This window comes from Tenacibaculum sp. MEBiC06402 (assembly GCF_049239625.1).
GTDB lineage: Bacteria > Bacteroidota > Bacteroidia > Flavobacteriales > Flavobacteriaceae > Polaribacter.
The window spans coordinates 89,750-102,977 of the sequence record NZ_JBMKKT010000089.1; the positions used below are offsets into that span (position 1 = coordinate 89,750).

A 13,228-nucleotide genomic window follows, 5' to 3' on the forward strand; every position below is an offset into this window, starting at 1 on the left:
AAAATTAGTTATTTGTTTGATTATACTACTACACCAGATTTTATCGTCGTTTCAACCCTTTCTAAAAGTTCTTCAAACGGCAAACTATCCGCCTTTATTGGTTCATGTGTAGTAATCTTAATTGGGCTTCCGACTCCTAGTGGAAACTTACCATATTTAAATACTTTCCAAGAATTATTGATTGTTAATGGTATAACATAAGTTTCTGGATTATATTTTATCAACATTTTAAGTCCATTAGAGGCAAAGCTTTTAGGTTCACCATTTCTACTTCTCGTTCCTTCCGGAAATATTGCAGCCCCCCATTTATTTTCATTTATTCTTTTAGAAAAACTAATCATTTCTGAAATCGCCTGCTTCTTATCTTTTCGGTCAATTAATGCTGCACCTCCGTGCTTTAAGTTGAAAGAGATACTAGGAATTCCTTTTCCTAATTCAATTTTAGAAACAAATTTTGGACAATGTTTTCTAAAATACCAGATGATAGGAGGAATATCGAACATGCTTTGATGATTCGACACGAAAATGACTGTTTGGTTCTTGGGAATATCGTATTTATTATCAACACTTACTCTTATACATAAAAAAAGTAATGACTTTACTATAAACCAATTCATCACATTCACCACTTTTTGATGACCATCTTGTCCTCCTAACTTTAATCCGAGCCATTGCAAAGGATGGAAAACTAGGAGTATGATAAAAAATACCACCCCAAAAATAGTAGATAGTATATAACTTATTAATTTCATGTTATTTAAAATAAGATTCCCGCTTTTAGCGGGAATAAGTTATTGGACTTTTAAAACCAGTTAGACCAAGGAATTCTTGATAGAATAAATAAGAGTCCTAAACCGTAAAACAAAGCAAAAGATTTAAACTTAGATTCACTTTTAACTTGTTTTTTGTGTTTTGACCATCCCATTGTAATTAAAACAATCGCAATAATCATCATTATAGGATGTTCAACAGCCAATAATCTGTTTGTAGCATCAATTCCATTTGCCTTCATAGATTTATACCATGGTGACATAAAATACCATCCTAAACCTATTACTAATTGCAGATGAGTTACGATTAAGGTAAATAATCCTAATCGAAAATCTTTATGAGTAAATTCTTTCTTCTTTACTAAACCTAAAACTGCATTGAAAACTGCATAAACTAATACAGCTAAAACAATATATGCCCAATACGAGTGGATTACTTTCATCATGATTTGTTAGTTTTTAGATGATGTAAAAGTACTGAATTTTGAGCATAAAAAAACCACCTTATATCCTGAAATTAATTCAGGACAAAGGTGGTCTAAGAATATTTTTCTAATATTTATTAGAAGCTATATCTTACTGAGAAATTCCAAGTAGTTCCGAATCCAAAGAATACTTTGTTACTTGTATCTATTCCTCTATATGTATCATCACCTGGCTGTGCAAATGTATTTGTTGCAGATTCAGCGATATACTCCTCATCAAATAAGTTGTTGATGTTTAAACGGAAGCTTAAAGACTCTTTGCTTTCTTCGTTAAAATCCCATTTGTAAGAAACTCCTAAATCAGATAATGCATAACCTGGTAATTGTAATGAACCATCGTTATCAGCTCTATCAAAATCATCCGCGTTAATTCTTGCATATAATCTGTCAACAAAACGTTGAGAGTAATCTACTTTAAATCCTTTCCATGGTCTGATTTCAACTCCTAATCTACCTGTTGTTTGAGCAGCATCTCCTACTTTAACACCATCTAAATATAAAGTGTTTGTTCCGATAGCAACTTGATTTTGGTCAAATGCAGTACCACTAACAGTTCCACCATATTCCCAATCTCCAACAGATACCATACCGAATAATGTTACATCTTCAGTAATCTTATAAGTAGCGTCTAATTCAACTCCCATGTGAATTTGCTCAACTCCTTGTAAATCTGTACTTCCTTGCTCATCATCACTTGTGTCATTTGGAGTATTATTTACGTCAAAGTCAGACGAAATAGAAATAAATCTATCTTTCCATTGAGTTCTATATAAGTTAGCGTTTAAGCTAAAACGCTCAGACTTGAATCCATATCCTAATTCAACACCAATAACTTTCTCGTTTCTTGGATTTGGATTGATATCATTTCTAAAGTTTAAGAAAACTGAATCAAAGAATGGTTGCTTAGCATAGTAACCTCCGTTAACGAATACATTGTGCTCTTCGTTAATGTTCCAGTTAAGTCCCCCTTTGATGTTTCCACCCCAGATATTTTGCCAATCAGTTTCTCTTGCTGGATCTGTATCTAAGTAGTTGAAGTAGTCAATTCTTTTGAATCCTTGATTAGATAAAGATCCTTGTAAGAATGCTGAAATATCATCGTTTTTATACTCTAATTGAGCAAAACCTCCGAACCAACGAACTTTACCATCATTATGATAGTTGATTTTCTCTTCATCATCAGTACTTCTAAATACATTCCATAAACTAGATAAATCAGAAGAGTATTCAGTAGTTAATACGTTTAATGGATTGTTGATATCGTCGTTATCACGGTAACCATCAGCACCTAATAAATCATCAATTCTTCTATAGTGAATACCTAAGTAAGAACGTACATCAATACCAAAATCTAACGTTAAGTTGTCATTTAATTTTCTGTTATAGTTAGCTAATAAACCATACCAGTTATGAGAATTGATAGAAGCTCTACGGATAATACCGTTTCTTCTTTGTAATCCTGCAGGAATATCTGAAGATCTTAATTCGTCGTCGTTTACAACAAATAAACCAGTACTTGGATCTACAGAGTTGTTAGTAGTTACACCATTATTAAAAGTACCACCTTGACCAGAGTTAGATCTGATTAACTCATCAAAAAGGAAAGTACCATCAGCACCTCTTAAGTTTCTATCACTAGCAAATCTGAATCCACCGATACGTCCGATATCTCCAGTTCCACCACCACGTCCAAAAGATAAATATGCAGAAGCAGATAAAGAAGACTCTTCATCGATATCCCAGTTCCAGTTTAAAGAAGTAACTGGCTTGTGGTAGAAATTCTTTCTTAAGTTATACTCTTCACCGTTAATGAAACCACCAGTAAAGTTATATCTTGTACCATATTGTAAGTAATCAGCTAAAGTTCCCATGTTGAAGAAACTTCCTGTTCTTTGGTTGTGAGTTTGAGGAGCACCAGTTAACATGAACTGTAAATCGTGATCTTCATTAATCTCCCATCCTAAACCTACGAAGTAGTTATATCCTTCGAATTCAGTACTGTTTACATATCCATCTCCAGCTGTTCTACTAAATAAGAAAGAAGCAGCAAAACCGTTTTCGTTTTTACCAGTAGAGTAAGTAGCTAAAGTTTTTAAGTAATTATCATTACCATAAGAAGCTAATACAGATCCTCCTTCTTTTTTATCAGTAGTTTTAGTGATAATGTTGATAGTACCTCCAACAGAAGAGATAGCTAATTTAGAAGAACCTAAACCTCTTTGTACCTGCATTGCAGTAGTAACATCCGATAAACCAGCCCAGTTAGACCAGAATACACGTCCGTTCTCCATATCATTAACAGGAACCCCGTTAATTAATACAGCAATATTTTCTTGAGAGAAACCACGAATGTTAATTCTAGCATCTCCAAAACCTCCACCTGACTTAGTTGCATACACAGATGGTGTAGTGTTTAAAATCTCCGGAAATTCTTGAGATCCTAATTTTTCTTGAATTTCAGCAGCTTTAATAGTAGAAACAGCTACTGGAGTTTCTCTATCTTTAGCAACGTCGATTAATCCTTTAATAACAACCTCTTCTAATACATTATCACTAGGTTGTAATTTGATAGTTCCTACGCTACCTGCTCCGTTAAATGCAACTTCTTTGTCTTTGTAACCAACAAAAGTTACAATTAACATACCAGAAGAACTTTTAGCATTTAATTTAAATTCTCCATCGAAATTTGTTGAAGTACCATTTGTAGTTGCCTTCTCAACTACTGATGCTCCTGGAAGAGGTTCTCCAGTTTCATCAACAACAGTACCCGAAATTTGGGTTTGGGCCAATACTGTAGCAGAAACAAAAAATAACGCTACAAGTAATAAATTTTTAATTTTTTTCATTGTCCTATTATATTGTTATTAAAAACCAAGCAAAATTCCGTCATTTAAGAATCAGAAACGTTAACTAAATGTTAAGTTTAATAGTTTTTTAACGGTTAGTCTTTAGTGAAAAAATGACAAAATTTTAAGGAAGATAGTTATTTTTCAACAAAAAATCACCATTAAACAATGGTGATTTTCTATTTACAGGTAAAAACCTATTAGTATTTTTTTAAGAATTCTTTAAGAAGCAAGTATCTTTTTCGCTAGTTCTTTTCCTAGCTCAACCCCAAATTGATCGTAAGAATAAATATTCCAAACAATACCTTGAACAAAAATTTTGTGTTCATACATTGCAATTAATTTTCCAAGCGATTTTGGTGTAAGTTTATCAAAAAGAATTGCATTACTTGGTCTATTGCCTTCAAAAACCTTGTAAGGTAATAATTGGTTAATTTTATCGAAACTTCCTGCTGTTTTTAATTCTAAATGAACTTCTTCAGCAGACTTTCCAAAAGCCAAGGCTTCCATTTGCGCATTATAATTTGCCATCAATTTATCATGATGACTTTTAAGGCCATGAAGTGATTCTTTATATCCAATAAAATCAGTAGGAATTAACTTCGTTCCTTGGTGCACCAATTGCATAAAAGCATGCTGCATATTTGTTCCTGTGCTACCCCAAACAATTGTTCCTGTTTGATAAGTTACTTTTTCTCCGTTCCTATCAACTCCTTTACCATTGCTTTCCATAACTGCCTGTTGTAAATAATCTGGTAATTTTGATAAATACTGAGAGTATGGTAAAATCGCTTCTGTTTCCGCTTCATAGAAATTATTATACCACACACTTAACAAAGCAAGTATTACTGGAATATTTTCATTAAACTCGGCATTTCTAAAATGTAAATCCATTTCCTCTGCTCCGTTCAATAAATCTTTAAAATTATCGAAACCAATGGCTAAACTAATTGATAATCCAACGGCTGACCATAAAGAAAAACGACCACCAACCCAATCCCACATTGGAAACACATTGTTTTTATCAATTCCAAAGTCGTAAACCGCATTTAAGTTTGTTGATACGGCAACAAAATGTTTAGCAACATCAAAAATTGAACCCGATCTTAAAAACCAATCTTTAATAGTATTGGCATTACTAATTGTTTCTTGTGTTGTAAATGTTTTAGAAACGATTACAAATAATGTTGTTTCAGGATTTAAATTTCTTATTACTTCAGAAACATGATCCCCGTCAACATTTGATACGAAATGAACATTTAATTTATTTCTATAAAATCGTAATGCTTCGACTACCATATCTGGACCAAGATCTGACCCTCCAATACCTATATTAACAACATCTGTGATTTGCTTACCAGTATATCCTTTCCATTTACCCGAAATCACTTTATTACTAAAAGCTCTTATTTTTCTTAGCGCAGTTTGAATTTTTGGTTTGATATCTTTACCATCAACAATTACCTCTTCCTCCGAATTACTTCTTAAAGCGGTATGCAAAACAGCTCTATCTTCTGTTGCATTAATCTTTTCTCCTGAGAAATATTTTTCAATTGCATCTTTTAATTCTACTTGATTTGCTAGTTCAACTAACAAATCCATAGTTTCAGATGTTATTTTATTCTTCGAATAATTTAATTCTAAATCATTCTGTGTAATTGTAAAATCATTATCTCTCGAACTATTCTTAAATAGTTCTGTTAATGATATATCTTTCGTTTCTTCAAAATGATTTACAAGCTTTTTCCAAGCTTCTGTTTTAGTTGGATTGATGTTTTTGAGAGCCATACTTTTAAGGTTTCACAATGGTTTCTTCAGTTTCTTTAGTTTCTTCAGGAAGTTTTTCTTGATTTTCTAATTCCTCAGGAATAGCCTCAGACATTGGAATACTGTCCAACTGTTTCTTTAGAGGAACTATAAATTCGAAATATTTTGGTCTTAAACTATCGATCATAGGTTTCGCCGTTGGTAACTTTTGTCGAAAAGGATCTACCTGTCTACCATTTTTCCAAAAACGATAACAAACATGTGGGCCACTAGTATTTCCAGTCATTCCAACCCAACCAATAATGTCTCCTTGTTGAACGAAATCTCCAACTCTTACTTTTCTCCTTTTCATGTGCAGGTACTGCGTAGAGTAGGTACTATTATGTCTTACTTTCACATAATTTCCATTTCCGCCCCTTCTTGCAGACTCTACTACAGTTCCACTAGCGGTTGACATTATTGGAGTTCCATAAGGTGCCGCAAAATCAGTTCCTTTGTGCGCACGTACACGGTTACCATAAAGCTTAATTCTTCTTCTTAAATTATATCTCGATGAAATTCGATACTGAAATTTAATTGGTGATTTTAAAAATTGTCTTCTTAATAAACCAGCTTCATCATCATAATATTCTGGAATTCCTTTCACAGAATCGGCAATATATCTATAGGCATATAAATCTTTTCCTTTATGATTAAATACAGCAGCTTTTATCTTTCCATATCCAACTGGAATAGAATCCTCGATAAATTTTTGTTCGAAAATTAACTTGAAGGTGTCATCTTTTTGAAGTCTATAAAAATCAACAGTCCAAGAATAAATATCGGCAACTTCATATGCCAAAGTTGGTCCATAACCCAACGTATCTATTGCATTAGAGAAATTGTCTACTATTCTTCCTGCAATAGCTCTCTCTACTATTTTTACTGGCTTCCTATACTTATATGCAGAAATAGTAGAATCTTGAAAGTTAATAATGGTTGATTCAATTTTGTTGTGCTTGTAGATAAAAACTTGTGCTTTTTCTAAGGTGTCTTTGGAAGCTAGAATCGTATAAGGTTTACCTGCTCTAACTTTACGAACATCGAAAGTATCCTTAATAGTTGTGCTTATGGCATTAATTTTTGGATAAAACACATGATGTCTATCGAGAATTATACCGAAACTTTCACCACTTTTTATAGTATCGTTGATTACCTTATAATTATCTAAGTTAAAACCGTACTTGATTACAGGTTTGGGTTTGACTTCTTTAACAATTTCTTTAGGTGTTTCTTCTACCTTATCCTCTTTACAAGAATAAATTAATGTTAAACAAAAAAGTAATATGATAGAATATAGAGTAGTTTTCAACGAATTGCGTTTTAATTTGAACTAACCACAAAAGTACAAATTAAAGCAATTTATGTTAAGACTTTAACAATCGGTAACATTTTTTATTCTACAACGATTTCGAAAGGATTTGCCAACCCTTTAAAAGCATCTAATTCAGCTCTTAACGACCCTACTGATAATGAAGCACTCATTTTAATTGGTATTTTATTATCATCAGCAGTAATCCAAACGGTTACACTTTCTTTCGCTTTAAAAACCCTTCCCGCCTGAACTAATGGTCTAAACATCTGAGTTTTCACTTTACCAAACCGTGTGCTCAATGTTTCATATCCGAGAAATAATAATTTAAAAGGATATTGTTTCTCATCAAAAAACATATTCACATGAATTTCATCACCCTTCTTGAGATTCTTCGTATTGTAACTTCTTAAAAAATAAAAAGTTGATATCATATCTTGTGGGCCCGTAACAGAAATAGTAGTATCTCTCTTCTTTAAAATATCTTTAACGTAAGCAGTATTTTTATCATGATCAAACGTGATATTCTTTTTCTTCTTGTATCCACCTTCATCAATATCTCTTACAAAAAAGTATGGTTTCACCTCATTCATGTCGAAATAGCTTTCATATTGGTCTCTTACTTTAAAAAACCAACCAACTACGCTAGACGTTTTTCCTTTTCCTATGGCGTGTAGTACCTTTTTACCCTTATAATTCTCTTCCTTTAACTCTAATGTTGCTTCACCAGCTTTTAAGAATCCACTATAACTCATTCGATAACGAAGCCATTCTCCATCTTGGAAAGCAGGAATTCGCTCTTGAGAAAAAGCTGATAATGAAACTGCAACGAATAGTAAAAAGATTATTAATTTCTTCATAATTTCAAACTTATGAAAAAAGTATGACAATTATTATTCCAAAAAATGAATTAGTGATTTGATAACTTAAAAGGTTCCCCAATTATCTAACTCTTCCTGGCTCCATAAATATGGGAAAAATACTCTTTTTTGATATTTTGGATGTAAATATTTTCGCCAGCTACTTCCTCCTGTAGCCTCTAAATCTTTATTACTTCCACCTAAATACTTACCAGCAGCATTATAATGAGCCATTACCCATTTTACATTTACAGTATAATCGTAATGACGCATAGCTTTGATTAAACTCTCGTCTTCTTGAATATCATTTGGAAGTTGTTTGAACTTTTTAGAAAGATTGATATCATTATAATCTTCCATGAACTCAATAAACTCTCCCATATACTTTTTCTCAAATAACTTTAAAAGTGTAGTTTTTTGACCAGTAGTATAATTTTTTCCAGCAGCCTGCCAATACAAATGGTCGTAGGCATTTTTAAATGAAGAATTACGATCAATAGTTTCTCTAAATCGAGCATCAATAAGGTTTATTAATTCTGTTGAAGCGAATTCAATTTTACGATATTGGGCGCTTTGGAAACCACTGGCTGGAGTTAATGTATTTCTAAATTTCAAATACTGATCAACATCCATTCCTTCTCCCATTACTTCAAAAGAGCTACATAGCACATCGAAATAACGACTAATTCTCATTAAATGTTTCGAGAATTTATCAGCAGTAATTTCAATACTTTTAGCAACCTGATCTATTTCCCAAAGAATCATTTTAAACAGCAACTCATTTACTTGATGATACATGATAAAAACCATTTCATCAGGTTGTGTTGTTCTTGGAATTTGTAATCCCAATAAAGCATCTGTTTGAATATAATCCCAATACGTAATTGGTTTACTCCATAACAAACCTTCTAACATGGCTTCTACAGGAACACCTAACTTCTCGTATTTTTCCTCTATTGCCTTTAATAATTCTTCTCTGCTCATCTTATGTTAGTTCATATAAAAAGAACCAAGAAAGTGATTCTCTTCCTTGGTTCTAAAGATACTTCAATAATATATATTTATAAAGTCCCTCTTCGTTGTTGTTCTCTTTCAATTGACTCGAACAAGGCTTTGAAATTTCCTGCTCCAAATCCTCTTGCACCCATTCTTTGAATAATTTCAAAGAACAATGTTGGTCTGTCTTCTACTGGTTTGGTGAAAATTTGTAATAAATAACCTTCTTCGTCTGCATCAACTAAAATAGATAATTCTTGAAGCTTCGATATATCTTCCTTCATGATTTCCATATGCTCTCCTAAACGCTCTGGAATCATATCATAATATGACTGTGGTGGAGGTGGTAAAAACTCAACACCGTTTGCTCTTAATTGTGATACTGTTTTAATAATATCATCCGTAGCAACCGCAATATGCTGAACTCCTTCACCTTCATAAAAATCTAAATATTCTTCAATTTGAGATCTCTTCGCAGCTTTTGCTGGTTCGTTAATTGGGAATTTTACTCGTCCATTTCCATTACTCATTACTTTACTCATTAATGCAGAGTATTCGGTATGGATTTGTTTGTCATCAAATGATAAGAAGTTTTCGAATCCCATAACGTCTTCGTACCATTTTACCCATTTGTTCATTTGTCCCCAACCAACGTTTCCTACCATGTGGTCGATATATTTTAAACCAGCTGATGGCGGATTATAATCAGATTTCCAATCCATGAATCCTGGCATAAATGTTCCTTTGTAATTTTTACGCTCTACAAACATGTGAACTGTTTCTCCATATGTGTATATTCCAGAACGAACAACCTCTCCATCTTCATCAGTCATTACAGTTGGTTCCATGTATGATTTTGCTCCTCTTTTTGTAGTTTCTTCCCAAGCAGAACGAGCATCTTCAACCCAAAGCGCAACAACTTTTACACCATCACCATGCTTCACAATATGATCATTAATTGGTGATTTACTGTTTAATGGAGTTGTCAAAACTAAACGAATTTTGTCTTGAACTAAAACGTAGCTTACTTCATCTTTTGAACCTGTTTCTAAGCCTCTATATGCTAATGATTGAAATCCAAAAGCTGTTTTATAGAAGTGTGCAGCTTGTTTTGCATTACCTACGTAAAATTCAACGTAATCTGTTCCTAAAAGTGGAAGGAAATCTTGAGCTCCTTCGAATATTTTTTCTAAACCGTAGTTTACTGATTTTATATCTTTATTACTCATCTTAATTCTTTAATTTGAATAGGGAAGTTAGAATAGAGAGAAGAGACCCTATAGTTTATTTTGAAAACTCATGGTCATTTTCTGAAACTCTGCTAACTTTTCTTCTATATGATTTAATTCTTCTTGTGTTATATATTTTCTTTTAAAGGCAATTATCATCTGAGTTTCTAGTTCAAATGAAGAGCCTAAAGCTATATCAATGAAATGAGAAAAAGACTTATCCGTTCTAGATGAACCCTCTGCAATATTACTTGGAATCGAAATTGAACATCTATTAATTTGAGATATTAATCCAAATTTTTCTTCTTTTGGAAACTTTTCTGTCATTATAAAAACCATATCAACTATTTCAATGCCTATTGACCAAATTTTAAGGTTCTTATAATTATGTCTTTTCATAATCAGTTAAATCTCTTCTCTAATATCTATTTTCTCTTTTCAGGAAAATTTACTCAAGCCAAGATTGAAAATACTTTTCATCGGCTATTTTCATGGCTTCTTCTGTTACCATTAATGGCTTAAATGTGTCTACCATTACAGCTAACTCTTCGGTTACTGTTTCCCCAATACTTCTCTCTGTTGCTCCAGGGTGTGGACCATGAGGAATTCCAGCTGGATGCAATGAAATATGACCTGCGTCAATATCATTTCTACTCATAAAATCTCCGTCAACATAATATAAAACTTCATCAGAATCAATATTACTATGGTTATAAGGAGCAGGAATTGCCTGTGGGTGATAATCATACAACCTTGGCACAAAACTACAGATTACAAACGCATCTGTTTCAAATGTTTGATGTACCGGAGGTGGTTGATGAATTCTTCCTGTTATTGGCTCAAAATCGTGAATAGAGAATGCATATGGATAATTAAATCCGTCATAACCTACAACATCAAAAGGATGCGTTGCATACACCATTTCTATTATTTCATCTTGCTTTTTGATCTTAATTAAAAAATCACCCTTTTCATCATACGTTTCTAATTCTTGTGGTTGACGAATATCTCTTTCACAAAATGGAGCGTGCTCTAATAATTGTCCGAACCAGTTACGATATCTTTTCGGAGTATAAACCGGACGGTAAGATTCAACAATAAATAAACGATTGTCTTCAGTGTCAAAATCTAATTTGTAAATCATACCACGAGGAATTACTAAATAATCTCCATATTTGAAATCAAGATTTCCCATATGAGTTCTTAGCTTACCTGTTCCTCTGTGCACAAAAATTACTTCATCTGCATCTGTATTTTTATAGAAATAATCTTTTGTTGAAGATTTTGGTGCAGATAAAATTATATTACAATCAGAATTTGTTAATACAATCTTTCTACTATCAAGATAATCTTCTACTTGAGGAACTTGAAATCCTCTAAAACGATACGATTGAATATTGTTTTTCTTTGCGATTTTTGGCGCAATAGAATATTGTTTTCTAATTTCTTTTACTTGCGTTGGTCTTTGTTCGTGATATAAGTTTGACGACATTCCGTCGAAACCTATGGTACCAAATAATTGCTCATAATACAAGCTTCCGTCTTCTTTGCGAAATTGAATATGACGCTTTGGTGGTATTTTTCCTAATTTATGATAAAAAGGCATTGTTCAATGATTTAATAAGTTAATAAGAAAATGTAACAATGAAGTAGTTACATTATAAATTGATCTATAATTCCATTGAATATTACTTATTCTGGATTTCGCTTAATCATAAATTTTAAGTGCGATAATAAGCCTAACCAATACATTTTTAGAGCTTTAGTTGTTTGTTCCACAAATATAATAAAAAGAATGTGGATTTTGAGCTGATAAAAGTCAGTATCCTTTATCATTTTTATGAATATTCTAACAAGTCATAAAAACGTCAACCTAAATCCATTTTAGATTAGCATAAAACCAGTATAGAAATATCATGAAAATCCAAAATATCCCGAAGCTTCGAAACGAAATGCTTGCAAATAAAAAATCCGAAGTACTGAACTCCGGATTTTTACATAGTTGTTATCATTTAAATTACTCTTTTGGTAATCTTTCGTCAATCATTTTAAGTGGCATACCTACCATTAAATCGAATACATCCAAAATACTTCTCATTGTATCTTCCTCTTCTACCTGCTCATTTACGAACCATTGTAAAAACACTTCTGATGCAAAATCATCGACACTACGCGCTTTTTTAAAACACTTATAAATCGATTGTGTAACGTTTATCTCTTGCTCTAATGATTTTTCATAAATATCTCTAAGACTTTCAAATTCGTTATTTACATTATGTACTTCTGGAGACATTGCAGCTCCACCAGCATCGTTTACAAATTCGAAAATTTTCATTGCATGCTCTCTTTCTTCTTCAGCTTGTTTATAGAAGAATGATTTGCTATTTAATAATTCTCTTTGATCGCACCATGAAGCCATTGCCAAATAAGATGCAGAAGCATGCATTTCCATTGCTATTTGCTCATTTAACACATCCATAACTTCAGGATGAATCGTCATTTGTTTTCTTACTGCTGTTGTTTTCATGATAAAAATTGTTTGTTATGCTAATTTACGACAAAATCAGCCCAATTAATAGCGAAAACAGAATTTGAAAAAAGTCTAAATAAGCTTATTATTTAGATTAAAACTGATTTAACGGGAGTAAAAAAAGAATCTATAGTAGCTTTTAAAGCTAAAAGTTGAGGAATATCTAGATAAATTAAATGCTGCTTATCTGCCACGAAGAGTAGTACGAAATTATCTGAATCGATAATATCACAAACAGCATCGTGTGTTCCAAGCTTATTTATATTCGCTCTTAACTGAAGTAATTGCGGAAAAGTAAGAACGATGTTCTTGTTTACAGTTGTTAATTGATACTTACAAAAAGTAATTTCCTTTAAGCGAATAGATTGTTCAACATTTACATCTACATTCATGA

12 protein-coding genes are annotated in these 13,228 nt (G+C 32.4%); all 12 read right to left on the reverse strand.

Features of this window, described 5'->3' with window-relative positions:
* Positions 1-20: 20 nt before the first annotated feature.
* The 12 genes from ACOSP6_RS05295 to ACOSP6_RS05350 all read right to left on the reverse strand — a co-directional run bounded on the left by ACOSP6_RS05295 (position 21) and on the right by ACOSP6_RS05350 (position 13,226).
* Positions 21-752, reverse strand: a complete 732-nt coding sequence (locus ACOSP6_RS05295; protein ID WP_422094996.1) for a lysophospholipid acyltransferase family protein — start codon at positions 750-752, stop codon at positions 21-23.
* A 50-nt stretch (positions 753-802) separates the two neighbouring features.
* Positions 803-1,213, reverse strand: a complete 411-nt coding sequence (locus ACOSP6_RS05300) for a hypothetical protein (RefSeq protein WP_422095589.1) — start codon at positions 1,211-1,213, stop codon at positions 803-805.
* Between the two features lie 119 nt (positions 1,214-1,332).
* A complete protein-coding gene (locus ACOSP6_RS05305; RefSeq protein WP_422094995.1) occupies positions 1,333-4,101 on the reverse strand; it encodes a TonB-dependent receptor in 2,769 nt (922 codons plus the stop codon).
* Between the two features lie 222 nt (positions 4,102-4,323).
* On the reverse strand, positions 4,324-5,889 hold the full coding sequence (gene pgi / locus ACOSP6_RS05310) for a glucose-6-phosphate isomerase (protein ID WP_422094994.1): 1,566 nt from the start codon (positions 5,887-5,889) through the stop codon (positions 4,324-4,326).
* A gap of 4 nt (positions 5,890-5,893) precedes the next feature.
* The gene (locus tag ACOSP6_RS05315; RefSeq protein ID WP_422094993.1) at positions 5,894-7,219 is read right to left on the reverse strand and encodes a peptidoglycan DD-metalloendopeptidase family protein; all 1,326 of its coding nucleotides are present in this window, start codon (positions 7,217-7,219) and stop codon (positions 5,894-5,896) included.
* Between the two features lie 83 nt (positions 7,220-7,302).
* Complete coding sequence (locus ACOSP6_RS05320; protein ID WP_422094992.1) at positions 7,303-8,079, reverse strand: DUF3108 domain-containing protein; 777 nt, start codon at positions 8,077-8,079, stop codon at positions 7,303-7,305.
* 66 nt (positions 8,080-8,145) lie between these two features.
* Positions 8,146-9,063: a tryptophan 2,3-dioxygenase family protein gene (locus tag ACOSP6_RS05325; protein WP_422094991.1), complete on the reverse strand. Its 918-nt coding sequence runs from the start codon at positions 9,061-9,063 to the stop codon at positions 8,146-8,148.
* Between the two features lie 77 nt (positions 9,064-9,140).
* Positions 9,141-10,304: a 4-hydroxyphenylpyruvate dioxygenase gene (gene hppD, locus ACOSP6_RS05330; RefSeq protein ID WP_422094990.1), complete on the reverse strand. Its 1,164-nt coding sequence runs from the start codon at positions 10,302-10,304 to the stop codon at positions 9,141-9,143.
* 48 nt (positions 10,305-10,352) lie between these two features.
* Positions 10,353-10,703 (reverse strand): four helix bundle protein, encoded by a 351-nt coding sequence (locus tag ACOSP6_RS05335; RefSeq protein WP_422094989.1) that lies wholly within the window; start codon positions 10,701-10,703, stop codon positions 10,353-10,355.
* 49 nt (positions 10,704-10,752) lie between these two features.
* Positions 10,753-11,910: a homogentisate 1,2-dioxygenase gene (locus ACOSP6_RS05340; protein ID WP_422094988.1), complete on the reverse strand. Its 1,158-nt coding sequence runs from the start codon at positions 11,908-11,910 to the stop codon at positions 10,753-10,755.
* 411 nt (positions 11,911-12,321) lie between these two features.
* Complete coding sequence (locus tag ACOSP6_RS05345) at positions 12,322-12,831, reverse strand: ferritin (protein WP_422094987.1); 510 nt, start codon at positions 12,829-12,831, stop codon at positions 12,322-12,324.
* A gap of 92 nt (positions 12,832-12,923) precedes the next feature.
* Complete coding sequence (locus ACOSP6_RS05350) at positions 12,924-13,226, reverse strand: hypothetical protein (RefSeq protein WP_422094986.1); 303 nt, start codon at positions 13,224-13,226, stop codon at positions 12,924-12,926.
* Between the last annotated feature and the right edge of the window lie 2 nt (positions 13,227-13,228).